Here is a 25,712-nt window from a genome sequence, read left to right on the forward strand (position 1 = left end):
TTCGCGGGTAAACCCGCTCCCACAGGGCCTGCGCCAACCTGTGGGAGCGGGTTTACCCGCGAAGAGGCCAGCACAGACAGTACAAAAACAGCAGATACGAAAAAGCCCGCAACGATGCGGGCTTTTTCGTATCTGGCAGTTGGATCAGAACCGGTAGACTTCCATATCGGTACGAATCGGCGCAGCCATCGGGATCTTGGATTTCTCCGGCGTCTTTTTCACCTGCACCGGAGCAGCCGGCTTTTTTGGCGACTCTTCGGCAATCGCCGGCTGGTTGGCCAGCGGCTTGACCGCAGTGCTCAGCTGTTCGGCCAGCTTCTGCAGCAACTGGCCCTGGGCCTGTACCTGCGACGCCTCGCTGCCCGCGTGTGGCTGCTCGAGGTGAACGATGCGGTTGTCACGCACATGGCCACGGCGGTCCAACAAGCGCCACTGGGCATCCAGGACGGCCGGCTGGTCCTTGCCCGAGTCCAGGCGAGTGATCGACAGCAGTACTTGTACATCCGGGTTGAAACCGGTCGCCGCCGGGGCCAGCACCACACGCTGGCTGTCCAGGCGCCAGGCGAGTTGGCGCACCAGCAGCTGGTCGATATCCGACGAAAGGCTACCGGCCCAACGACCGTCGGTCGCCGAACTCAGGCTGCCATCGGCCTGACGTTGCAGGAATGTCTCACGTTGCAGGTAATCGGCAACCGATACCGGGCCGAGCACCACGGCCATGCCCGCACTCTGCGAAGGCTGGCCAGGATCACCACTGTCGAGCTGGTACAGGGCAACCGGCTGGTGCATGGTGCACCCGCCAAGGCCCAGCAGGCCAGTCATCAACAGCGCAAATGGAAGGCGCAGAAATTTCATCATCCCATCCAGGCGGTCGCCAAAAGGCCAACCGCAGTGATACACATAGATTCAAACGGGCACACGGCCACGCCGGCACCGCAAGGGCCATATCATCCGCGAAATAACCGTCCGACTCCAGCATTTCTGCCCGGAACGACGCTGAAATTGCCGTTCCAGACATTTCAACCGGTTACGCCGGCACTTCCACCTGCAACCCATCGACCCGCTGGAACCCGCGTGGCAGCTTGCTGCCGCGCCGTCCGCGCTCGCCCTTGTAATGCTCCAGGTCGTCCGCTTTCAGAGATAGGGTACGCTTGCCGGCTTGCAATACAAGTGTCGCGCCATCGGCAATCACAGCCAAATCGGTAACAAATTCTTCACGGCTGGCTACCCGGTCGCCCGGCACCCCAATGATCTTGTTGCCCTTGCCTTTGCCCAGCTGAGGCAGGTCGCTGACCTTGAACACCAGCAGACGGCCTTCGGTAGTCACCGCCGCCAGCCAGTCCTGCTCGCGGTTGGCCACCGGTCGCGGGGTCATGACCTTGGCACCGTTGGGCAGGCTGAGCAAGCCCTTGCCGGCCTTGTTCTTGGCCTGCAGGTCTTCACCCTTGACCACGAAGCCATAGCCGGCGTCCGAAGCCACCACGTACAGCGCATCGTCGTCCGGCAACAGCACGCACTCGAAGGTGGCCCCCGGTGGTGGCGTCAGGCGGCCGGTCAGCGGTTCACCCTGACCACGCGCCGACGGCAGGCTGTGGGCGGCCAGCGAGTAGCTGCGGCCAGTGGAGTCGATAAGCACGGCAAACTGGTTGGAGCGCCCGGCGGCGGCGGCCTTGAAGCCATCGCCGGCCTTGTACGACAGGCCGGTGGCATCGATATCGTGGCCCTTGGCGCAGCGCACCCAGCCCTTCTCCGACAGCACCACGGTGACCGGCTCGGTCGGCATCAGTTCGTTTTCCGACAGCGCCTTGGCCTCGGCACGCTCGACGATCGGCGAGCGGCGGTCGTCGCCATAGGTTTCGGCATCCTTGATCAGCTCGCTGCGTACCAGTTTGCGCAGCTTGGCATCGCTGCCCAGCAGGGCGAGCAGTTTGGCCTGCTCTTTCAGCAGCTCGTCCTGCTCGCCACGGATCTTCATCTCTTCCAGGCGCGCCAGCTGCCGCAGGCGGGTCTCGAGGATGTAGTCGGCCTGGATTTCGGTCAGGTCGAACCGGGCGATCAGGGCTTGCTTGGGCTGGTCCTCGGTACGGATGATGTGGATAACTTCATCCAGGTTGAGGAACGCGGTCAGCAAACCTTCCAACAGGTGCAGGCGCTTCTCCACCTTGTCCAGGCGGTGCTGCAGCCGGCGACGGACGGTAGTGGTACGGAACTCCAGCCACTCCAGCAGCAGCGCCCGCAGGTTCTTCAGCTGTGGCCGGCCGTCCAGGCCGATGATGTTGACGTTGACTCGGTAGCTGCTTTCCAGGTCGGTGGTGGCGAACAAGTGCTGCATCAGTTCATCGGCATCCACGCGGTTGGAGCGCGGGATGATAACGATGCGGCACGGGTTCTCGTGGTCCGACTCGTCACGCAGGTCGGCGACCATCGGCAGCTTCTTGGCTTGCATCTGCGCGGCGATCTGCTCCAGCACCTTGGCCCCGGAGACCTGGTGCGGCAGCGCGGTGACGACGATGTCGCCATCCTCGACGCGGTACACGGCGCGCATGCGGATGGACCCGCGGCCGCTTTCGTACATCTTGAGGATTTCTGCCCGCGGCGTGACGATCTCGGCCTCGGTCGGGTAGTCCGGCCCCTGGATGTGCTCGCACAGCTGCTCGATGGTGGCCTTGGGCTCGTCGAGCAGGCGCACACAGGCCGTGGCCACTTCACGCAGGTTGTGCGGCGGCACGTCGGTGGCCATGCCCACAGCGATACCAGTGGTGCCGTTGAGCAGGATGTTGGGCAGGCGCGCCGGCAGCACGGCCGGCTCCTGCAGGGTGCCGTCGAAGTTGGGCACCCAGTCCACGGTGCCCTGGCCGACTTCGCTGAGCAGCACTTCGGCGTAGCGCGAAAGACGCGCTTCGGTATAACGCATGGCGGCGAACGACTTCGGATCGTCCGGCGCACCCCAGTTGCCCTGGCCGTCGACCAGGGTATAGCGGTAGCTGAACGGCTGCGCCATCAGCACCATGGCCTCGTAGCAGGCCGAGTCGCCATGGGGGTGGAACTTGCCGAGCACGTCACCGACGGTACGCGCCGACTTCTTGTGCTTGGCATCGGCATCGAGCCCCAACTCGCTCATGGCGTAGACGATGCGTCGCTGCACCGGCTTCAGGCCATCGCCGATGTGCGGCAGGGCGCGGTCCATGATCACGTACATGGAGTAGTTGAGGTAGGCCTGTTCGGTGAAGTCAGCCAGCGAGCGGCGTTCCACGCCGTCCAGGCTGAGTTCCAGTGAGTCGCTCATGCGGGCCTCGTCATTTCAGGTTCTGGCGCAGCAGCATGGTGCCGCCGCGCTGGGTAAATTCAAGTTGTTTCAGGGCACTCATGCCCAGCAATACGGTCTGCCCGTCCAGGCCCGGCACCACGATGGCGCGCACGTCCTGCAGGCGGATATCCCCCAGCTGCAGGCTGGCCAGGCGCGTGCGGTAGCCTTCGGTACGGCCGTTGGCGGTACTGAGCTGCACCGGGCTGCCACGCTCCAGGCCCAGCTCGCGGCCCAGCGCCTCGGGGATGGCCACGTCGGTGGCACCTGTGTCGAGCATGAAATGCACCACCTGGCCGTTGATCGCGCCATCCATCACGAAGTGGCCCTGGCCGTTGCCCAGCAGGCGCACCTCGATAAAGCCTTCGCCATGCGACGACTGCACCTGGGCATTGGGGTTGCGCTGGCTGTCTTCCCATTGGCCGAAGAAACGCGTGGCAAGGAACAGCGCCGCCGCCCAGGCGACGATCATCAATACCTTGCCAGCCCGCTTGCCCGGTGCCTGGCTCATGGCTTGGCGCTCCATCCGCCTTCCGGCGCATCGAAGCGCCAGATGATCGGGCGTGGCTCGCCATCGGCGCGGGCGCCGTTGTTGTTGTCCACACCGATCCAGGCGCCCTTGGCATCGATCACCAGAGCCTCGGCCAGGCCGAACGGCTGTTGATAGCGGCGCGACTCGACCAAGGCATCGGCAGCGAACGACCAGCAGCGCTCGACCTTGCCACTGTCGGTATCCCGACGGCAGACCCGGTAGGCGTTGCGTTCGAGGGTGAACAGCTTGCCTTCGAACCAGGCAAGGTCAGCGAAGTCGCGCGACAGTGCCTGGGCATTGGGCATCTGCGCCGGCTGCATTTCAACGCCAGCCTCGCTCAGCAGCACGCAACTGCGGCCGCAGGTCCACACCGATTGCTGGCGCTCGATGGCCACCAGGCCCCGCCGCTCGCGCTCGGCGGCCAGCCACAGGCGGTCGCCCGCCGGGTTGATCGCCAGGCCTTCGAACAAGGCGTTGAAGTTCAGCAGCATGCCGCTGGCACGGGCCTGACGAACCATGGCCGGGTCGATCTTCAACCAGTCCGCTTCGCCTTCCAGCGGCAGTTGCAGCACCGCGGCATGCGCCTCGCTGACCAGGTACAGGTTACCTGCCTGGTCACAGCTGATGCCTTCGAAATCCAGCTCGCCACCACGAATATACGACGCCGCCCAATTGCGCGACTTCAGGCCCCACGGCAGGCCACTTTCCGGCACCGCTGGCGGGGTGAAGGTGAGCGGCTGCGCGCGCCAGGTCGGGTTTTGCTGGTCGAAGCGGTAGATACGGTCGTCGTCGCGGTCGGACACACCCCACAGCCCGCCCCGGCATTCCACCAGGCCAGACAGGTTGCCACCGCGCATGCCTTCGACCGGGTGCTCGGCGCTCAGCTTCAACTCTGGCCAGTTGCCCGCCAGGCTCGGCAGGGCAACCAGCGCGAGGCAGGCAGCCAGAAGCCGCCGAATCAAACCATGACCTCGGCCAGGTTACCCTTGGTTTCCAGCCAGCTCTTGCGGTCACCCGCGCGCTTCTTGGCCAGCAGCTTGTCCATCAGCTCGCAGGTGGCCTGCACATCGTCCAGGGTCAGCTGCACCAGGCGCCGGGTGTTCGGGTCCATGGTGGTCTCGCGCAACTGTGGCGGGTTCATCTCGCCCAGGCCCTTGAAGCGAGTGACCTGCGGCTTGCCGCGTTTCTTCTCGGCCACCAGGCGATCGAGGATACCGTCACGCTCGGCCTCGTCGAGGGCGTAGTAGATTTCCTTGCCCAGGTCGATGCGGTAAAGCGGCGGCATGGCCACGTACACATGCCCGGCCTCGACCAGCGCGCGGAAGTGCTGGACGAACAGCGCGCACAGCAGCGTGGCGATGTGCAGGCCGTCGGAGTCGGCGTCGGCGAGGATGCAGATCTTGCCGTAGCGCAGCTGCGCAAGGTCGGTGGCCCCCGGGTCGACGCCAATGGCCACGGCGATGTTGTGCACTTCCTGGCTGGCCAGGACTTCGCCACCGTCCACTTCCCAGGTGTTGAGGATCTTGCCGCGCAGCGGCAGGATCGCCTGGAATTCCTTGTCGCGAGCCTGCTTGGCCGAGCCACCGGCCGAGTCACCCTCGACCAGGAACAGTTCGGCGCGCATCGGATCCTGGCCGGCGCAATCGGCCAGTTTGCCGGGGAGTGCCGGGCCCTGGGTGATGCGTTTGCGTTCGACCTTCTTGCTGGCCTTCAGGCGGCGTCCGGCGTTGCTGATGGCCAGCTCCGCCAGTTGCATGCCCAGCTCGGGGTGGGCGTTGAGCCACAGGCTGAAGGCGTCCTTGACCACGCCGGAAACGAAGGCAGCCGCCTCGCGCGACGACAGGCGCTCCTTGGTCTGCCCGGAGAACTGCGGGTCCTGCATCTTCATCGACAGCACGAAGGTGATGCGTTCCCAGACGTCTTCCGGCGCCAGCTTCACGCCGCGCGGCAGCAGGTTGCGGAACTCGCAGAACTCGCGCATGGCATCCAGCAGGCCCTGGCGCAGGCCGTTGACGTGGGTGCCGCCCTGGGCGGTAGGGATCAGGTTGACGTAGCTTTCCTGGATGCTGTCGCCGCCTTCTGGCAGCCACAGCAAGGCCCAGTCCACCGCCTCCTTGTTACCGGCCAGGCTGCCGCAGAACGGCTCGTCGGGCAGGCGCTGGAACTCGTTTACCGAGTCCACCAAGTATGAGCGCAGGCCGTCCTCGTAGTGCCATTCGACCTTCTCGCCGCTGGCCTTGTCCTCGAAGCTGACCAGCAGGCCCGGGCACAGCACGGCCTTGGCCTTGAGCACGTGCTTGAGGCGGCTGATGGAGAACTTCGGCGAATCGAAGTACTTGGGGTCGGGGCTGAAGTACACGCTGGTACCGGTGTTGCGCTTGCCGACCGAGCCGACCACTTCCAGCTCGCTGGCCTTGAAGCCATCGGCGAAGGTCATCTGGTATTCGTTGCCGTCACGTTTGACGCGCACGCGCACCTGGGTCGACAGGGCGTTTACTACCGAGATGCCCACGCCGTGAAGGCCACCGGAGAACTGGTAGTTCTTGTTGGAGAACTTGCCGCCGGCGTGCAGTTTGGTGAGGATCAGCTCGACCCCGGAAACGCCCTCTTCCGGGTGGATGTCCACCGGCATGCCGCGACCATCGTCGCTGACTTCCAGCGAGTGGTCGGCATGGAGGATGACCTGCACCGAACGGGCGTGACCGGCCAGGGCCTCGTCGACACTGTTGTCGATGACTTCCTGGGCCAGGTGGTTGGGGCGGCTGGTATCGGTGTACATGCCCGGCCGCTTGCGGACCGGGTCAAGGCCCGAGAGGACTTCGATGGCGTCTGCGTTATAGGCGCTAGCGCTGGGAGTGGCCATAGGGTCTCGTCGTCAGTCTGGTGAATGCAAAAAAGTCAAAATACAGAAAAATCGAGCGCTGCGTACTGCCCACGGGCAACGCCGGCGAAGGCCAGCAGTGCCGGCAGGCGCTCGGCGAAGCCCTGGAAGCTGTGGTCGCCACCGGCCTGGATACGCAGGGCACAAGCACGGTAATAGCGCTCGGCGTGGCGATAGTCCAGGGTTTCATCGGCGGTCTGCAGCCACACTTGATAGCGGCTGGCGTCCACCGGTGCTGGTACTTCCAGCTCGGCCAAGGCCTGCACATGATCGTGGGTCAGCTCCCAGGCTTCACCGGTGTAGTGATTGTGCTGGGTGCCCAGGTAGCCGTCGAAATGCTTGTGCGGTGTTACCGCCGGGTTCACCAGCAGGGCCTTGAGGCCGTGGCGCTCGGCCAGACAGGTGGCATAGTAGCCGCCGAGCGAACTGCCCACCAGCAGTGGCGCGCCCAGCTCGGCGATGGCCGCTTCGAGCTGGGCGATGGCCTGCCGTGGGTGGTGGTGCAAGGCGGGCACCCGCAATTGGGCCGACAGGCCCAGTTGCTGCATCACGGCCTCGAGTTGGCGCGCCTTGGTCGAAAGTGGCGAGCTGTTGAAGCCATGGATATAGAGGATGGAACCCGACATGCTGCCCCCGGAATCTGTGGCTTCGCGCCCGGTGATATGGGCGCAGGGACGCGCAGTGTAGCGCGTTCGCCGGGTTTTGGCGCCGCACAGGGGTTTTAGCAACAAATTCTTCAACAGCTTTGAGAGTGCCGGGGGCGCTTTGCGCCCCTATCGCGACACAAGGCCGCTCCCACAGGGGTACGCGATCTCCTGTGGGAGCGGCCTTGTGTCGCGATAGGGGTGCGCAGCAGCCCCAAAATCCTCAATAACCAGGGCTATCGAAGTCGAGCTTCACCTGGAAATCCAGTGCCCGCTCCACCCCGGTCTCCAACCGCCCGTCGGCGTGCAGGCGCAGCCAGCGGTATCCAGGCTGCTCCTCGCTCACCTTGAAATCCTCGCTGCGCGCCGCAAACTGGATACAGGTCGACGGAGTAGCCAGCAGGCGACGGCCGTCGCGCACTTCATCCCATTCCTGGTGCACATGCCCCCACAGCAGCGCCCGCACCTGTGGATAACCCTCGACGATATCGAACAGCGCCTGGGCATTGCGCAAGCCGATCGGCGCGATCCAGGCACAGCCGATATCCACCGGCTGATGGTGGAAGCACACCAGGCAATGCCGTTCACCCGCCTCTCGCAAGGCCGTTTCCAGCACTGCCAGCTGGTCATCCTCCAACAGCCCGTGCGTCGCCCCGGGTACGGCCGTGTTGAGCATGACGATGCGCCACGCACCGATATCGGTCACCGCCTGTACCAGCTCCGGCGCCACTTGCGCCATGACTCGGGCCTCGTCATGGTTGCCAGGCAACCAGCGGGTGGGCACGGCAAACGGTGCGGTCAGCTCACGGAATGCTTCATAGGACGCTACGCTGGCGTCCTGGGACAGGTCGCCAGTGCACAGCAGCAGGTCGACAAGCGGTTGCTCCCGCCGCACCTGGGCCACTACATGGCGCAGGCTGTCACGGGTATTGAGGCCCAGCATGCTGCCGGCCGGGTCGGCGAACAGGTGAGCATCGGTCAGTTGCACCACATGCACGGGGCGCGATTGGTCTGGCTGCGGCAACGGCCGTCTCCTCGAACGGATTCAGCGCGAATTATGGCTGCACAACGGGTGCGAGCAAACACCCACGAACGACCTGCGTCACACTTCAGCGAACGCTCGCCAGTTCGTGACCACAAGCCAGGCAGTGGCTCAGCCATTCACCGAGGAACAGGTTGAGCTGGGCCTTTTCGTCCGGCTGGTGCATGGCCTCGTTCGGATACGGGTAGATGCTGCGCAGGCGCCGGGTGTGTTCGGCACTGACCACTTCGGCCATGCGCGCATCGTGGTACACCTGCACTTCCAGGTGCGGCACCGGCAACCACGGCAGGCTGTGCTCCTGGCGCACGTGCAGGGTGGTGGTGTACGGGCAGGCCAGCACCACGTCGAGTACCAGCACGCCAAGCATCTGGTCGCCCTGGGTCATGCCGATGCGGCGCGAGCTCTGGGTGGTGCGCATGTCGGGCAACAGGCGCATCAGCCGGGCGTAGTTGGCCTCGCAGGCTGCCTGCAGCCCGACCAGGTCGACCCGATAACGCTCGCGCAGCAGGTTCACTTCCACATACCTCGTACTTCGTCACGGTTCAGCGCCAGCCATTGCAGGCCGATGATGGTCGCCGCGTTGCAGATGCGCCCGTCGCGCACCGCTTGCATGGCATCCTCGAACGACCACACGCGCACGCGAATGTCCTCGCCCTCTTCTTCCAGGCCATGCAGGCCGCCCGCCCCTTCACTGCTGCAACGGCCGAGGAACAGGTGAACGTATTCGTCACTGCCGCCGGGCGACGGGAAGTAACGGGTCATCGGCCACAGGGCGCTGAAGGCCAGGCCGGCTTCTTCTTCGGCTTCGCGGTGGGCAACTTCCTCGGGTTGCTCGTCCTTGTCGATCAGCCCGGCCACCATCTCGATCAGCCAGGGGTTGTCGACCTTGTCCAGTGCACCGACGCGGAACTGCTCGATCAGCACCACTTCATCGCGCAACGGGTCGTACGGCAGCACGCACACCGCATCATGGCGCACGAACAGTTCGCGGCTGATCTCGCGGCCCATGCCCCCGGCAAACAGCTCGTGGCGCAGGCGTAGCTTGTCGAGCTTGTAAAAGCCCTGGAAGCAGTTGGCCCGCTCGATGATTTCGAAGCCCTTGGGCACTGAGTTCAACGCGTCTGACATGGAAATCCTCATTACCTCGAATACCGCATCGCGCCATCCTACTCTGCACGCCTGCCGGTTTCATCCCTTTCCGGCAACCGTTCGCGCACTCGGGACAGCGCGCCTTCTCTCTGTTAGCTTAGTGGCGAACTGAAGGCCGCGCAGACGGTCAAAGGCCGACTTTTCCCTGTTCTGCAAGGATCCTCATGACACTTGTCAAACTGACTTCCGTGGCTGTGCTGGCCCTGGCCCTGGGTGCCTGCCAAAGCCTGTTCACGCCCAACTACCGGGCGCCGCTCGAGGTCAAGCGTGATGCCTGGGAGCATGTCAAACCCGGCTGCAGCGAAAGCGACTGCCCGCTGGTGAACATCGACATGATCCACTTCCCGGCCTTGCCCAAGCTCGATGGCATCGTCGAGAAACGCCTGCTGCAACTGACCGAAGACAACCAGCGCGGCAACGCACCGACCACCCTGCAAGCCTACGAGCAGCAGTACCTGGCCAGTGCCGACAAGCGCAACAGCAGCTACCTTCAGGCCAAGGTACGCGAGCAGCATGACGGACTGGTGATCATCGAACTGTCCAGCTACCTGGACAGCGGCGGCGCCCATGGCATGCCCGGGCGTGGTTTCATCAACTATTCGCGCAAGCTGGACAAGGTGCTGACCCTGCAGGACATGCTGGTGCCTGGCCAGGAAGACACCTTCTGGAAAACCGTCGAGGAGTCGCACCGCGCCTGGCTGATCAGCGTAGGGATGGACAAGGACGCCGAGTTCATCAAGACCTGGCCGTTCAAGCAGTCGCCGCACGTCGCCCTGACGTACGGCGCGGTGGTGGTCAAGTACGAGGTCTATTCCATCGCGCCCTACTCCATGGGCCACGTGGAGTTGAAGATCCCGTACCCACGCCTGAATGGCGTGCTCAAGCCCGAGCTGTTTCCCGGCCGCGGCTGAAGCTCAACAGCCCGTGCAGTAGCCCTGCCAGCAGCAATGCTGGCAGGGTCGCACCCAGGTCGGGCGCTTGCGCGGCGATCAGATGGTACGCGGCAACGCCCACCGCCCAGGCCAGCAGTGCCTGCCAGTGCAAGCCATGCACCTGTGCCGGCAAGCGGCGGCGACGGATCACGTAATGGTCCATCAATACCACACCGAACAACGGTGCAAACACCGAGCCGATCAGCAGCAGGAAGTTCTCGTACTGTGCCAGTGGCGCCAGCAAGGCGATCAGCGTGCACAGCACGCCAATGGCCAGCGCCAGGTGCTCGACCTTCAGGCGCACCAGCACACCGGTGGAAACGGCTGCCGAGTGAATGTCGGCAAAAGCCTTTTCCGACTCGTCCAGCAGAATCAGCAGCAGTGGAATGCCCATGCCGGCGCCCGCCAGGGCCAGCAGCAGGGCGTTGGCTTCGCCATTGCCGGCGAAGGCCAAGGTGTAGCCCACGCCCAGGCTCATCAGCCAGGTGTTGCCGATGAAGTAGCCCAGCACCGTACCGCCGAATACATGTTTGCCGTTACGGGCAAAACGCGAGTAGTCGGCGATCAGCGGCAACCACGACAGCGGCATGGCGATGGCGATGTCGAAGCCCACGGCCAGCGACATAGAACCGTCACCGGCACGGTCCCACAGTGCCGCCAGGTCAGCCTTGGCGAACAGGTTCCAGGTCAGCCACAGGCAAGCGCCCAGCAGCAGCCAGATGCCCCAGGTGCGTAGCACCTTGCGCACGAACGCCAGCGGCCCACCGACCGCGAGCAGGGTGGCCAGGGCGCCGAAGCACAGGGTCCAGAGCATAGGGCTGTTCCAGGCGCTGGCTTCGCCGAACGCCCGCGCGCCCAGCAGGCTGGCGGCATCGCGCATGACGATGATCTCGAACGCGCCCCAGCCCACCAGTTGCAGCAGGTTGAGCATCGCCGGCAAACGCGCGCCATGGCCACCCAGGCTCAGTTTCAGCGTGCCCATGGCCGACAGGCCGGTATCGCTGCCGATGACACCGGCAGCCCCCAGCAGCAGCACACCCACACCGGTGCCCAGGGCGATAGCCAGCACCGCGCCGGCAAGGCCCAGGCCAGGGGCCAGCATGGCGCCGACCTGCAGCACCATCAGGCCGATGCCGAGGGAGAACCATAGCGAGAACAGGTCGCGCGCGCCGAAGATGCGCTGGGCGGTGGGGACCGGGTGGTCGGGGGAGAATTGGCTGGGTGATGTCATGGTTGGCGCTCGCCGGCAATGTTGTTGGTGTTCCTGGCGAGGACTGCGTCCTCGTATCGCGACACAAGGCCGCTCCCACAAAAACCGCGCTGACCTCAAGCCTTGCGCGGTCCCTGTGGGAGCGGCCTTGCGTCGCGAAAGGGCCGCAAAGCGGCCCCAGCGGTATTAGACTTTGTGATACAGCTGGCTGCCTTCCTGGCGGAACCGCTCGGCCTGCTCACGCATGCCTTGCTCGACCGTCACATCCACGGTTTCGATCTTGGCGGCGTATTCGCGCACTTCCTGGGTGATCTTCATCGAGCAGAACTTCGGCCCGCACATCGAGCAGAAGTGCGCGACCTTGGCCGATTCCTTCGGCAGGGTCTCGTCGTGGTAGGCACGGGCAGTGTCCGGGTCCAGGCCGAGGTTGAACTGGTCTTCCCAACGGAACTCGAAGCGTGCCTTGGACAAGGCGTTGTCACGAATCTGCGCACCTGGGTGGCCCTTGGCAAGGTCGGCGGCATGAGCTGCGATCTTGTAGGTAATGATGCCGGTCTTCACGTCATCCTTGTTCGGCAGGCCCAGGTGCTCCTTGGGCGTGACGTAGCAGAGCATCGCGCAACCGAACCAGCCGATCATCGCCGCACCAATGCCCGAGGTGATGTGGTCGTAGCCAGGAGCGATATCGGTGGTCAGCGGGCCGAGGGTGTAGAACGGCGCCTCGTCGCAGCACTCCAGCTGCTTGTCCATGTTCTCCTTGATCAGCTGCATCGGCACGTGGCCGGGGCCTTCGATCATGCACTGCACGTCGTGCTTCCAGGCGATCTTGGTCAGCTCGCCAAGGGTTTCCAGCTCACCGAACTGCGCGGCATCGTTGGCGTCGGCAATCGAGCCGGGGCGCAGGCCGTCGCCCAGCGAGAAGCTGACGTCGTAGGCCTTCATGATTTCGCAGATTTCGTCGAAGTGGGTGTACAGGAAGTTTTCCTTGTGGTGCGCCAGGCACCACTTGGCCATGATCGAGCCACCACGGCTGACGATGCCAGTGACGCGCTTGGCGGTCAGCGGCACATAGCGCAGCAGCACACCAGCGTGGATGGTGAAGTAGTCCACGCCCTGCTCGGCCTGCTCGATCAGGGTGTCGCGGAACAACTCCCAGGTCAGGTCTTCGGCCACGCCGTTGACCTTTTCCAGGGCCTGGTAGATCGGCACGGTACCAATCGGCACCGGCGAGTTGCGGATGATCCACTCACGGGTTTCGTGAATGTGCTTGCCGGTGGACAGGTCCATGACCGTGTCCGAACCCCAGCGGATGCCCCAGGTCAACTTGGCCACTTCTTCCTCGATCGAGGAACCCAGGGCGCTGTTGCCGATGTTGCCGTTGATCTTCACCAGGAAGTTGCGGCCGATGATCATCGGCTCCACTTCCGGGTGGTTGATGTTGGCCGGGATGATCGCGCGGCCACGGGCGATTTCCTGGCGAACGAACTCGGGGGTGATTTCTTTCGGGATGTTGGCCCCGAAGCTGTGGCCGGCGTGCTGCTCGTCGAGCAGGCCGGCGGCGCGTGCCTCTTGCAGCTTCATGTTTTCGCGGATGGCCACATACTCCATCTCGGCAGTGATGATGCCCTGGCGGGCATAGTGCATCTGCGAGACGTTGGCGCCCGCCTTGGCACGGCGCGGGTTGCGCACGTGGGCGAAACGCAGCTTGGCCAGTTCGGCATCGTTCAGGCGCTGCTGGCCGAAGTCGGAGCTCAGGCCGGCCAGGCGCTCGGTGTCACCGCGTGCCTCGATCCACGCCGAACGCACGTCGGCCAGGCCCTTGCGCACGTCGATGACAACGTTGGGGTCGGTGTACGGGCCGGAAGTATCGTAGACCAGCACCGGGGCATTGGACTCGCCACCGAAATCGGTCGGGGTGTCGTCCAGGCTGATTTCACGCATGGGCACGCGGATGTCCGGACGCGAGCCTTCGACATACACCTTGCGCGAACGCGGGAACGGTTGCACGGACTGCTGATCGACTTGCGCCGATTCGCTGAGGTTGATCGCTTTTTCTTGTTTGGTCATCACAGGCTCTCCAGACGGCTTCCTAGCAGTGGAATGTCGGGGTGAACCTGAAAGGCGCGGACGCACCCTTGATGGGTGCAGTGCCGGATATGGGGGTGCCTGAAGCTGCATGCAGCTGCGACATTCCCGGACCTGGCACAAGAGGCTCCCCGGGAAGGCGAGCAATCTTGTTCCCTACGCAGGCGCTAACCTGATCAGGTTCAACGGGATCCGCAACTTTGCGATCTCAGCCTTTGCTTCAAGGCACCCCGACAAGAACATGCGCAGTCTAGACTGGAGTGGTCGGCAAAGCCAAGCAGGTAAATGCGCGGATGATGAAAGGCACCCCGAGCGATTGTTGCCGGGTGCGCATGGCACTACACTGGCCCATCGCTCGATACTCAACAGTTCAGTAATTCAATTTCGTACAAGGATTGCCTCTATGCTGCGCAAACTCTCACTGGCAATAGCCGTGTCTTGTGCGTCCAACGGAGTGGTCTGGGCAGCGGACGTGCCCACTACAGTGAAAACCGACCTGGTCAGCGTCTATCAGGAAGCGGTCGACAACAACGCTGACCTGGCTGCGGCCCGCGCCGATTACGGCGCCCGCCGTGAAGTGGTACCGCAGGCTCGCGCCGGGTTGCTGCCCAACCTTTCGGCCGGTGCCGAAATGCTGAACACCCGCACCAAGCTGGACGAACCATCGGCCACCAGCAACCGCAGCGGCAATACCTGGAGCGCGACCCTGGCGCAGCCTATCTTCCGCGCTGACCGATGGTTCCAGTTGCAGGCGGCCGAGGCGGTCAACGAACAGGCAGCGCTGGAGCTGTCGGCTACCGAACAGAACCTGATCCTGCAAACCGCGCAGAATTACTTCGCCGTGCTCCGTGCCCAGGACAACCTGGCCGCGACCAAGGCCGAGGAAGCTGCCTTCAAGCGCCAGCTGGACCAGTCCAACGAACGATTCGACGTCGGCCTCTCCGACAAGACCGACGTGCTGCAATCCCAGGCCAGCTACGACACGGCCCGGGCCAACCGGATCATTGCCGAGCGCCAGGTACAGGATGCCTTCGAGGCCCTGGTGACCCTGACCAACCGGGAATACACATCGATTCAAGGCGTGGTCCATACCTTGCCGGTGCAGGTCCCTACGCCCAACGACGCCAAGGCCTGGGTCGAAACCGCCGGGCGCCAGAACCTCAACCTGCTGGCCACCAACCACGCGGTCGTCGCTGCCGAGGAAACCCTGCGCCAGCGCAAGGCCGGCCACGCGCCGACCCTAGATGCAGTTGCCAAGTACCAGAAGGGTGACAACGACAACTTCGGTTTCACCAACCCCGCACCGGCCCCCGTCACGCGCTATAGCGGCGACGTCGAGCAGACCAGCATCGGCCTGCAGTTGAACATCCCGATCTACAGCGGCGGCCTGACCAGTTCGCAGGTGCGCGAGGCCTACCAGCGCCTGAGCCAGACCGAGCAGCAGCGTGAAAGCCTGCGCCGCCAGGTGGTGGAAAACACCCGCAACCTGCACCGCGCGGTAAACACCGACGTGGAACAGGTGCAGGCGCGCAAGCAGTCGATCATCTCCAACCAGAGCGCGCTGGAAGCCACCGAGATCGGCTACCAGGTGGGTACCCGCAATATCGTCGACGTGCTTGACGCCCAACGTCAGCTGTACACCTCGGTGCGCGACTACAACAACAGCCGCTATGACTACATCCTCGACAACCTGAGCCTGAAGCAGGCGGCCGGCACCTTGAGCCCGCAGGACCTGCAGGACCTCAAGCGGTACCTGAAGCCAGACTACAACCCGGACAAGGATTTCCTGCCGCCGGACCTGGCGGCTGCAGCGGCGAAGAACTTCGAGCGCAGGCCTTGAGATAGGTGTTGGACCAGTCGCGGGCAAGCCCGCTCCCACCGCGGGGTAACCTGGGGGAGTTGGCGTGCCGGCGATAGGGCCATCAATTATCACTCCAGCCGCTACAGGACAGCGACTAGGCGGCTACGGCAATCGTCGAGTCGATGCGTTGAACCGACATATCCCCGATCAGCGCAGAGCCAGCTGGCTCAGGGGCGAACGCAGCCATTGCATCAACAAGATTTCCCAGGTTCGGCAGCGAGTGCTCGACAGCAAACAGAGATGCCCCCGCTGAAAGGGCCAAGGCCTCAGGCATTGCAACCATTTCAGAGGTGACTATTGCCGGCTGCGCAAAGATGAAGTCCTCCGCTGTCACTTGCGCAACTTCGAGCGCATCCAGGTACAGTATATTCACGATACCTTCCTGCCCCGGCACTGCCTGGGTATCAACAGCCACACCATGAATCTGCGCAAAGTCATTGAGCATGAAGCGCTCGACTTTGCTGACCTGCAGATCCTCGAAGCGACTGATGCCTACCTGACTGAGGTCAATCTTGTCGATACCGTGCCGGAACCCCCGCAGGGTGTTCTTGTAATCGCTCACACCTTCTTGTTTTGTCACCAGGAACACGCTGGGCGCAACCGTTGGCGGGGCATAGATCGTGCCTGTCAGAGAAGCCACCAACTGCCCCGATTCGTCGCTGGCAAGCGACACGCCATCTGCACCACCGGTAAGCAGAACATTCGCGTTGGCAGGCGGCGACGTCTGCACTTCAGGGTTGCCCTCGAAGTAACCTGGCGCAGCAGCGAATGCGTCAAGGAAGCGAAAGTTCGCTGGCTGCAGTTCGGCGATCGGTTTGTCTGCAAGCGTGAGCTTCTGCCCATCGCCAAGGTCTAGCACAGCCGCATTGCCGTCCTGTCGCATCTGCAGGTCAGCAAACCCTAAACCACCAAAACCGACCAGATCGATCACTTCACGCGAAGTTTCGAAGTGCTCGAGTACATCGTTTCCGGCTGCACGCCTGTGGATAACATAGCGGTCAGTACCCTCCCCGCCCTTGAGCAGGTTGTATCCACGGCCACCATCCAGTAATGCCCCGGCGGGCCCAGCGATCAAGGTATCGTCGCCGTCGCCACTGATGAGGTTCTGCACCGAACCAGAGGCTATGGTCAGCGCCACTCCGGCGATATTGGCACTGCCACTGGCCAAATCCACCGAAATACTGCGACTTACCGCAGCCGCATTCAACGTATTACGCCCGCCAGCGGTGCCGCTGATTGCGTCGTCAAGCAGCGCTCGCCCGGCGTTTTCTGCCACCAGGTTCGCATAGTCATCGGTGAAGTAATAAGTATCATCGATGGTGCCGGGGCTGCCAACGAGGCGCAACGTCCAGCGATCGAGTGTCAACGGCAAACCAGCATCGGCATTGCGCACCTCGAGCTTCCACTCCCCCGCTGAGCGCTCTGCGCGATGATGGGTCGACATGAACCCATATTTGAACGCTCCTGAGCGCGAATCGCCCAGATCGTCATCACCGGAGCCCGGTGCCTTGCCCGTGCGATCGAGCAGCACGCTCCTCGTGCCGCCAGGCGACACCAGCGTGAGCGTCATGTCACCAAGACGGCCCACCATCGAATGGATATCGACCTCCACATGCTCCACCAGCACATCAGCCGGCAGGGTCAAGGACAAAGTCGCGACCTGCCCCGCCGCAACTTGGTGGGCAAGCGGCTCACTGGCAGCGGTCAGCACCCGTTCATTGGCCTTGGTCGCCTGGCTACCCCATGACTCGGCAAGTCGCACAGCCGCACGGGCGTCGACCAAACCAAAACCGTAGTCGTGACTGGTGTGCATGCCACCGCCATTCCAGTTGCGCCCTGCGTTGTAGGCCCATTGGGTGGATGCGTCATCCACCTTGCGCGCAGACAGTGCGAGGATCTGCTGGACGTCCCGATAACCGAGCCCCGGATTGGCCTGCAGCATCAACGCCACCACGCCTGATACAATCGGCGCAGCGAAACTGGTGCCTTGGGTCGTGCTATAGGCGCTGCCCACCGATGCACCGCGCTCCGCTTCAAGGCTGACGCCAGTGGACAACACATGGCTTCCTGGTGCAGCGACCAGTAAGCTGGAACCTGGGTTGGAAAAGGGTGCAGTGGCAGCTTGCAGCACCGAGAGGTCTGCCTTTGCATTGATCGCCGCTACTTCGATGGCGTGGCGGTTGTTGTTAGTCAGCGAGCCCTGGGCACTACCACCTTTGTCGCGCTGGTTGCCGCCAGAGGCGACGACGATGGTGCCAAGCCCGCCACGACCATTGGTGGCCGCAAGTGTAGTACTGAAAGCGAGCGCCAATGCGGTATCGACCTTGCCTTCCGGAACATTCCCCAATGCGAAGTCCTTTTTGAACCCCCAACTGTTGTTGGCAATGTCGTAGTTGACCATTTGCCCCAGGTTGGTCAGGTCGTCGCCTTTGTTGGCCAGGTAGTGCCCGCCGATCTTCGCATCGTAGGCAATGCCGATTCCCCCTTGATCATTGCGCGCTCCAACCATGACACCCGCCACTTGGGTGGCATGATTGGACGCCAGGGCAGCCAGCGTGCCATTGGTACGTTGGGTTTGCAGCCAGATGGGGTCGATATTCGGCTTGAGATCGGGGTGTTCGATATCGAAGATTTCCGGCGCGACGGCAAATTCACCGCCAGGCTCGAACTGCCCGATCCTCACGCCCTTGCCCGTGAAGTCACGCCATACTGGCGCGACATCGATCTCGTCCAGATACCACTGCCGCCCAGAGAGCGGGTCACCAGGCGATTGCTCATGGCGCAACGTTACCGTCGCGCGCAAGGGTGCCGATGCACCGCTGCCCACCTCGGTAACACTCATGGAGGCGTTACCGGCCGCATCGACCAGGTCGTAGCGGAAACTGACATCACCGTAATGGCCAGGCAACGGCGTGACCTCCACATCACCCTGCTCGTTCAGCCGCACTGTAGCGCCCTTGCCAGCACTGACCGACGCGATGCGCAACGGCCCACTGCTATTGAATGGCTGGTCGTTGGCCAGCAGCGCCGTCGCAGGGACTATCAGCGCGGTGTCAGTGGTGGTGAAGGTAGCCAGTTGCTCAGGCGACAGCCTGTCGCCGATTGGCATGGCGCCCGCGCCGAGAAGATCGATAGCGGCAATATCGGCGAAGCTGAGCTTCTGGATGTTGCTCAAGGTCAGGCGGCCGTCTCGCCCCGCCACGGTGTCGGTGATCTGGTGACCCGATTCGGTACGCGTGATCAGGTACTCGTCGTGTGCACCATGCAAGCTGACCAAGTTGGTTCCCGCGCCTCCATCGATCGTGGCATCGCCCCGACCGGCTTCGATCACGTCATCGGCCGCCCCACCCGTAATCCGATCCGCGCCACCACCAGCGTAAATAATGCTGCCGCCCGCCGAGGCCTGGATGCGATCCCCATTTGGGCCTGCGTAGATAACGGACTTGCCGGTACCACCAATGATGTCGTTGCGGCCGCTGCCACCGACGAGCACATCGTCGCCACCGCCACCGATCAGCAAGCTATCGCCCGAGCCGCCCTTGATGAAAACTCCGCGTTGACCGCCGCTGGCGATGATGTCCCTACCCCGCCCTCCTTGCGCGATGGTCAACCCGGCCTTGGCCATGTTCAGCCCAACGCCCTGCTCCCCCACGATCAGCGCCGTGTCACGCCCGCCATTGCCGTGCATGTTCGCCCAGTCGTCAGTGGCACTGATCACGAATACATCATCGCCCGCCCCGCCGTGATAGGTATTGCTGCCAGCGCCGCCGACCAGCCAGCTGCCGCCCGGGGCTGCGGTCAAGACATCATCGCCTGCGGCGCCGTACAGCGTGTCCACGCCGAGCGCGGCGGCGTCCAGAGTGCTGCCTTGAGGACTCTGGCTGATGTAAGCCCGCCGCGAAGTGGGCCCGCTTGATGAAGTCAGTACCGTACCGCCCCCTTGGGCCTCAATCCGATTGCCGACGGTATCAGCGAGGAACTTCACCGCCAGTACTTCTCGGTCCTCGCCATTGATGGTGAATGCACTGCGGGAGAGGACCTGGTTACCCTGACGTGCTTCCCCCACCGGCTCGACCTGACCGAGCTTGATTTGGCTGATGCCATGCTCCTTCAATGCCTTCAATTCTCCGGCATCGGCACGCCCGTCATGGTTGCCATCGACCCAAACCTTCAATTGTGCCCAGACAGCATCTTCAACGTTGATAGCGCCATCGGCGTTGGCGTCCACGCTTGCCAGGGCGGCGAAGCCATCTTTGAACGGTGTTTCGCCGGAGTTGCCATCGCTACCGGCTTTGCCTCTGTAGTATTCGGAAAACAGTTGGCTGATGTTGCTCACCTGCCCGGTGCCGTTGTCATGTACCAGCATGCCGGTCACACGATCTGCCCAGCCTGTACGACGTAACGTACCGCTGTTATCGACATCGAACAGCACGCCGTCCTCGATACCGGCCAAGCCCACACCTTGCCCGCTCAGATCGAGTAACAGAGGGTCGACGAAGGTGTTCACCGTGGTCATCGCCGCCAGCCCGTTGAGCACCACTGCATTACGCAGGCTGAAGTCCGGCTGTTCGCTACCGTCCCGATAGAACTGGGCCAGATGCTGGTTCGGCCGCACGTTGGGGTCGATCTGGATCTCGCCAGGGCGGATACCACCGGTGGCCAGGCTGCCCAACTGGGCGGAGGTGAAGTCGGTGTTGTCGAGGGTGCTGTCGGTGAAAGCGATGCTGTGGGTCAGGCGGCGGTTGATGTAGCCGCTGGAGACGTCGTTGCGGATGTCGTCTTGGCCTTGGAGGTCGCGACGGGATTCGGTTGCGGGGGTGATTTCGATTTTAAGGGATGGGTTTGTTGCGTCTGTTTCATTCGCATCTATAAAGTCGGATACTAGTCCGACAATACCGGTCCCTGTGGCCTCAGCAGCAGAATAAATAATCGATGCCAAGCCACTGAGTGAGTCAATGCGTTCTAGCCAGTACTTTGCCATAGGGCGTAAGTGTTGCGGAGCAATCGCCGAGGCTGTGGACAATTTCCTATCGGTTTCGATCGATAGCCAAACCTCGCCAGCGGGACTACCAGCCGAGTCAAGCACGCTTCTCCAGTATGTTTCACGATCGCTTGGCACCATCAACTCGAATACAGAATTCAGCGTCCAGGCGTCTCGGGATCTGCCCAATTTCTCAAATACTTCATTGTGAAACCCCCAAACTTCCTTGTGATCCAACGTGACACCAATCGAGTCACTCTTGACTTTATCTTCAAGCAAGCCCAAATAGGCTTTTGCCATCTCCACTCGCACAAGCTGAACGTCCCGTTCATCCATTACGCGTCCGGCATCACGCTCAGTGCGTTTCATAAACTCTAGCGCGGCAAGCCCAGCAATGGAGTTACCCTTAGCAACTCCATTGGCGAGCAGCGCGTATTTATCTCCCCTGCCTGCCAAGTAGTCGTACATACCACCAGGCCCCTGAGATTCAAAAATCTCACGAGCACGCCTTACGTCACCCTCAACTAGAGCAAACATTGCTACCTCGCTTTTTTACTATTCAATAGAAAACGTTCCAATGAAAACTTAATCTGCGACCAATACATTAACTTATCAGGCCGCATTATAACTTTAACCAATACATCACCCTCAAAAACGTAAATCATTTCGCAATAATAATAATGAGGCTTCCGAGGCCGCCAACTACAGTACCCCACCGAACCAAGGCTATCTAATTCTCCCTCCCAATAAAATAATTGCTCATCTTTCTCAAATACTCTATGACGCCCTTTCACCTTATACAATCCGACACTTTCATCAAACTTAGCAAGATCAACTAGTCCAGACGAACTGCTTCTCATCAGACTATCCAGTGTATTGCGCAAGTCGCCTTGCCTACCCACAACAGGAGAGTATGAGACCAACAGCCCTTCATGTTCTAAGCCCTGTCGAAAGATCAGACTGTCATCCGCCGGAGTAAGCCCAGGCCAGGTCATTGACAAAAAAACAGATACAAGATTTGCGTCACAGCCTTTCTTGTTATTCACAAATCCGGAATCAAAAGAACTTTTGCCCTCGTATTCCGGCCAGAACGGAAAATACGATCTAGGAAATTCATATACCACCCCCGATAATTTTCCGCATACTATCGGATCTGCCGTTATCCTCTCTCGCCTATTCCAAGGCTCACCTTGCCAAACCATATCAATTACAGCCAATACAGGAACCAGCAAGAGCACAGCGGCACAAACTCTTAGAGAACTCCAAACCAACACATACAAGCAATAGAACAGTCTCTTGATATTCATTCAGCGCTCCGTCAAACTTTCCTGCACATGCCGCTGCAAAGGACTTAGGAAGTAACTTATAATTTTGCGCTTATCTACAATAACCTCCGCACGCACTGACATGCCCGCCGTCAACGGCATATCCTTTTTTCCTACACGCAATATTTCTTTACCCAGACGGACTCGAGCGCTATAAACCAACCCCCGCTTCTCATCTTCAATGGCATCATCAGAAACACTCTCCACCACCCCCGGCACAACCCCGTACTTGGTAAACGTGAACGTCTCGACTTTCACTTCCACCGGCTGCCCCGGATACACAAAGCCGATATCCTTGTTCTCGACTTTCACTTCCACTTCCACCGGCTGGCCCGTTGGCACAATGACCATCAATGTCTGCGCGGGTGTAACCACACCACCTTGGGTATGGATGGCCAATTGCTGGACGGTACCGTCAACGGGTGATGTCAGGACCTTGAGGCGATGGCGCTGCTCGGCCTTGTTCAATTCCTGTTCAAGGGTTGCAATGCGCCGCTGCGCATCACCGTGAAGATCGAGCATGGCTCTGCGCAGTTGGGCAATGGCACCGCTTCGACGGTGCTGAGCAGCAAGCCGTGCAGCGTTCAACTCGTCGATGCGTGAGCGCTGGAGTGCCAGTTCGCGCTCTTGCTCCAGGCGGGCCTGTTCCTTTTCCAGGTAGGTGTGCTTGGCCACGGCCGATTCACTGAGCAAAAGCTTGTAATCCGCCGTCAGTTGGCGGGTGATAACCAGCAGTTGCCGGAGCGCGTCAGCCCGGCCCTGGGCAGAACGGATTTCGGCAGCGCGTTGATCGATTTCGGCATCAGCCTGCTCCAACGCGGCCTGAAGCTCGAGGTACTGCCCTTCCAGCCAGCGTTGCGCGTTTGCCTGCTGCGCGGCCGTGGCCTGCGGTATCAGTGGTGCAAGGGAAGCAGGCGCGTCATCGCCGTCCAGCGCACTCAGCAGTGTGCTGGCTCGTGCCTGATCGATCCGCGCCGCCAGCAGTTCGCTGCCCAAGCGCTTTACATCGGCCTCGGTCAACTGCCCTTCCAGCTCGACCAACGCATCGCCTTTGCGCACTGCCTGGCCATCGACGACATGGATCGCCTGCACCACCGCGACCTCGCTGGCCTGGATCAGCTTGCTTCTGCCGCTGGGTACGATCTTGCCCTCGGCACTGGCAACGACGTCGATCTCACCGATGCAAGCCCAGACAAGCGCCAGCCCGATGAACGTCAGCAGGCTCCACTGCAGGTAGCGCGGCAAGGGATGTACTGGTGTTTCCTGCAGGGACAGTGCCGCTGGTAAAAAGGCCAGCTCATCCGGCTCATGGATGGGGCCATCCATGCGTCGGCGCTGTCGCCAGGCCCCTCGCCACGCTTCCCGATAGCGCTCGAAAAGCTCCTTGAAGGCCGTGCTCATACGGCAGCCCCAAGTTGCAGCCGATACAGATAGGCGTAGGTGCCTTGTGGCTTGCCCACCAACTCGTCATGAGGCCCTTGCTCGATGATCTGCCCGCGCTCCATGACCACGATACGGTCGGCGTGACGTACAGCCGAAAGCCGGTGGGCAATTATGATCACCGTGCGCTGCGCGCAGATCCGCGCCATGTTCTGCTGGATGATCCGTTCGGACTCATAGTCCAGCGCACTGGTGGCCTCGTCGAAAATCAGGATGCGTGGGTTGCCGAACAGCGCCCGGGCGATGGCAATGCGCTGTCGCTGGCCACCTGACAGGCTGGCACCGTGCTCGCCGACCAAGGTTTCATAGCCATCCGGCAATTCGAGGATGAACTCGTGGGCCCCCGCCATCGTCGCTGCAGCGATGACCTCTTCAAGCGGTGCCGCCGGGTTGCCAAGGGCGATGTTCTCGCGCACGGTGCGCCGAAAAAGCACGTTCTCCTGCAGCACCACACCGATCTGCCGACGCAGTGAAGCCACATCGGCTACCGCCAAGTCGGCACCGTCGAGCAATACCCGCCCCCGCTCGGGTGAGTACAACCTCTGGATCAGGCGTGTCAGCGTGCTCTTGCCTGACCCCGAGCGACCTACAATGCCAACCACTTCTCCGGCAGCAATCTTCAGGCTGACATCGCGCACGACTTCGCCCCCGTCCGGCCGGTAGCGAAAACACACACGATCGAGCTCGATCTGCCCGGCTAGTGCTGGCAGCACCGTACCCTTGCCCTGGTTGACCTCGGTACGGGTGTTGAGAATGTCGCCCAGGCGTTGAATCGATACGCCTGTCTGCTGGAAGCTGGTCCAGAGTTGAGCCAGCCGGATAATGGGTTGCGAGACGCGCCCTGCCAGCATGTTGAAGGCGATCAGTTCGCCCACCGTGAGTTCGCCGTCGATGACCAGGCGAGCCCCCAGCCACAACGTGGCGACCGTGACCAGCTTGCCGATCAGGCCTACGCTCTCATTCGCGAGGTTGGAAAGGTTCTGGGTCTTGAAGCTGGCCGATACATAAGCAGCCAACTGATTGTTCCAGCGCCGGGTAATCTGCGGTTCCACGGCCATCGACTTCAGCGTATCGATGCCGTTCACCGCCTCCACCAGAAATGCTTGATTCTCGGCGCCGCGCTGGAAACTCTGGTCGATCCGCGCCCGCAGCAGTGGGGTAACGACCAGGGATACGAGAAAATATAAAGGCAATGAGCCGACGACCACCAACGTCAACCAGCCGCTATAAAGGAACATGACAGCGATGAAGACCACCGTGAACACTACATCCAGCAACAGCGTGATACTGTTGTTGGTCAGGAAACTTCTGATGTTCTCCAGTTCGCGTACTCGGGCAACCGAGTCACCGACTCGCCTGGCCTGAAAGTAGGCGGCGGGAAGATCGATCAAGTGCCTGAACAGTCTTGCCCCGAGTTCGACATCAATCCTTGACGCTGTATGAGCTGCCACATAAGTACGCAAACCACTCAGCAATGTTTCAAATAGAACCACGACCAACAAGCCCAGGGCGATAACATCCAGTGTGGTCAAGCCACGATGCACCAGTACTTTGTCCATTACCACTTGGAAGAACAGAGGTGTCAGCAACGCCAATATCTGAATGACCAAGGAGACAACAAGCACTTCGCCAAATAGCCGCCTGTACTTCACCACGGCCGGAATGAACCAGGTCAGATCGAAACGCGACAGCCCATGCGGCAACTGGGCATCGGAGCGAACCAGAATGAGTTCTCCCGACCAGCGCATGGCAAGTTCTGCCAAGGTCAGCGCTTGTGGTGCACGGGAACCTGGGGCTTGCACCAGAACCTGCTCACCTTCCGCGCGAGCAATGATGAAATACTCACCACGCGTATCCACGGCTATGGCAGGCAATGGCGCATGCTTTAGCCGATTCGGATCGATGCTGCGATGCTTGGCCTTGAGACCTAGTTGCTGAAATGCCCGGAGTATTGCGCCAGTCGAGAATCGCTCACCCGCTGGTGCATGGTCGTGCTGCAACTGCTCGGCAGAGACGGCTATATCATGATAACGCGCCAGCGTGATCAGACAGACCAGCCCACTTTCAATAGCGCTGGCATTACACCCATAAGACAAATCAGGCACCACGCCACCTCATATAAAAACTGAACATGAGGCGATACTAGCCTGAAGCAATAGGACAAGCGTCCTACAAGGCTCCGACAGATGCGTGGGACACTTCTGACTTTAAAGCAATATTCGTAGGAAATTTCCTATCGACGATAAATCCAATGTAGGAAGTTATACCTAGTGTCGTAGGAAAGAATGACTAAAATTAATCATATCCACTCTAGAATGGGCATTTG

The 25,712-nt window shown here is 61.6% G+C and carries 17 protein-coding genes and 1 riboswitch; of the genes, 2 read left to right on the forward strand and 15 right to left on the reverse strand.

Annotated elements, in window-relative coordinates:
• Positions 1-144: 144 nt before the first annotated feature.
• The 9 genes from RYH74_RS00005 to RYH74_RS00045 all read right to left on the reverse strand — a co-directional run bounded on the left by RYH74_RS00005 (position 145) and on the right by RYH74_RS00045 (position 9,531).
• Complete coding sequence (locus tag RYH74_RS00005; protein ID WP_025340838.1) at positions 145-855, reverse strand: membrane integrity-associated transporter subunit PqiC; 711 nt, start codon at positions 853-855, stop codon at positions 145-147.
• Positions 856-1,027: 172 nt separating this feature from the next.
• Entirely contained in the window at positions 1,028-3,286 is a 2,259-nt protein-coding gene (gene parC, locus RYH74_RS00010; RefSeq protein WP_075046538.1) for a DNA topoisomerase IV subunit A, read from the reverse strand.
• A gap of 10 nt (positions 3,287-3,296) precedes the next feature.
• Positions 3,297-3,815, reverse strand: a complete 519-nt coding sequence (locus RYH74_RS00015) for a TIGR02281 family clan AA aspartic protease (protein WP_025340840.1) — start codon at positions 3,813-3,815, stop codon at positions 3,297-3,299.
• Positions 3,812-4,798: an esterase-like activity of phytase family protein gene (locus RYH74_RS00020; RefSeq protein ID WP_317408782.1), complete on the reverse strand. Its 987-nt coding sequence runs from the start codon at positions 4,796-4,798 to the stop codon at positions 3,812-3,814. The genes RYH74_RS00015 and RYH74_RS00020 overlap by 4 nt, the downstream gene beginning before the upstream one ends.
• Positions 4,795-6,699: a DNA topoisomerase IV subunit B gene (parE, locus tag RYH74_RS00025; RefSeq protein WP_015272020.1), complete on the reverse strand. Its 1,905-nt coding sequence runs from the start codon at positions 6,697-6,699 to the stop codon at positions 4,795-4,797. Before parE ends, RYH74_RS00020 begins: the two co-directional genes overlap by 4 nt.
• 35 nt (positions 6,700-6,734) lie before the next feature.
• Positions 6,735-7,343, reverse strand: coding sequence for a YqiA/YcfP family alpha/beta fold hydrolase (locus RYH74_RS00030; protein ID WP_286100657.1), 609 nt, complete (start codon positions 7,341-7,343; stop codon positions 6,735-6,737).
• A 241-nt stretch (positions 7,344-7,584) separates the two neighbouring features.
• A complete protein-coding gene (gene cpdA, locus RYH74_RS00035) occupies positions 7,585-8,385 on the reverse strand; it encodes a 3',5'-cyclic-AMP phosphodiesterase (RefSeq protein ID WP_075046540.1) in 801 nt (266 codons plus the stop codon).
• Positions 8,386-8,470: 85 nt separating this feature from the next.
• Positions 8,471-8,923, reverse strand: a complete 453-nt coding sequence (locus RYH74_RS00040) for a DUF1249 domain-containing protein (protein WP_016501905.1) — start codon at positions 8,921-8,923, stop codon at positions 8,471-8,473.
• The gene (locus RYH74_RS00045) at positions 8,914-9,531 is read right to left on the reverse strand and encodes an NUDIX domain-containing protein (RefSeq protein ID WP_015272022.1); all 618 of its coding nucleotides are present in this window, start codon (positions 9,529-9,531) and stop codon (positions 8,914-8,916) included. The genes RYH74_RS00040 and RYH74_RS00045 overlap by 10 nt, the downstream gene beginning before the upstream one ends.
• A gap of 185 nt (positions 9,532-9,716) precedes the next feature.
• Between RYH74_RS00045 and RYH74_RS00050 the strand changes: the two genes are divergently transcribed.
• Positions 9,717-10,463, forward strand: a complete 747-nt coding sequence (locus RYH74_RS00050; protein ID WP_003258132.1) for an RsiV family protein — start codon at positions 9,717-9,719, stop codon at positions 10,461-10,463.
• Here RYH74_RS00050 and cytX read toward each other — a convergent pair.
• Both cytX and thiC read right to left on the reverse strand, forming a co-directional pair.
• Entirely contained in the window at positions 10,432-11,715 is a 1,284-nt protein-coding gene (cytX, locus tag RYH74_RS00055; protein ID WP_317408784.1) for a putative hydroxymethylpyrimidine transporter CytX, read from the reverse strand. The genes RYH74_RS00050 and cytX overlap by 32 nt on opposite strands.
• 165 nt (positions 11,716-11,880) lie before the next feature.
• Positions 11,881-13,761: a phosphomethylpyrimidine synthase ThiC gene (gene thiC / locus RYH74_RS00060; protein WP_025340847.1), complete on the reverse strand. Its 1,881-nt coding sequence runs from the start codon at positions 13,759-13,761 to the stop codon at positions 11,881-11,883.
• Positions 13,762-13,915: 154 nt separating this feature from the next.
• A riboswitch (TPP riboswitch) is annotated at positions 13,916-14,022 on the reverse strand.
• A 160-nt stretch (positions 14,023-14,182) separates the two neighbouring features.
• Between thiC and RYH74_RS00065 the strand changes: the two genes are divergently transcribed.
• On the forward strand, positions 14,183-15,619 hold the full coding sequence (locus RYH74_RS00065; RefSeq protein WP_003258125.1) for a TolC family outer membrane protein: 1,437 nt from the start codon (positions 14,183-14,185) through the stop codon (positions 15,617-15,619).
• A gap of 115 nt (positions 15,620-15,734) precedes the next feature.
• On the opposite strand, the gene RYH74_RS00070 is transcribed toward RYH74_RS00065, so the two are convergent.
• The 4 genes from RYH74_RS00070 to RYH74_RS00085 form a co-directional block, all read right to left on the reverse strand.
• A complete protein-coding gene (locus RYH74_RS00070) occupies positions 15,735-21,089 on the reverse strand; it encodes a S8 family serine peptidase (RefSeq protein WP_317408785.1) in 5,355 nt (1,784 codons plus the stop codon).
• 71 nt (positions 21,090-21,160) lie between these two features.
• Complete coding sequence (locus tag RYH74_RS00075) at positions 21,161-21,928, reverse strand: hypothetical protein (RefSeq protein ID WP_157896977.1); 768 nt, start codon at positions 21,926-21,928, stop codon at positions 21,161-21,163.
• Entirely contained in the window at positions 21,929-23,347 is a 1,419-nt protein-coding gene (locus RYH74_RS00080) for an HlyD family type I secretion periplasmic adaptor subunit (RefSeq protein WP_075046544.1), read from the reverse strand.
• Positions 23,344-25,491 (reverse strand): type I secretion system permease/ATPase, encoded by a 2,148-nt coding sequence (locus tag RYH74_RS00085; RefSeq protein WP_317408786.1) that lies wholly within the window; start codon positions 25,489-25,491, stop codon positions 23,344-23,346. The genes RYH74_RS00080 and RYH74_RS00085 overlap by 4 nt, the downstream gene beginning before the upstream one ends.
• Positions 25,492-25,712: the final 221 nt, after the last annotated feature.

It is taken from the genome of Pseudomonas sp. LSJ-87 (genome assembly GCF_032971465.1).
In the GTDB taxonomy this organism is placed as follows: domain Bacteria; phylum Pseudomonadota; class Gammaproteobacteria; order Pseudomonadales; family Pseudomonadaceae; genus Aquipseudomonas; species Aquipseudomonas putida_Z.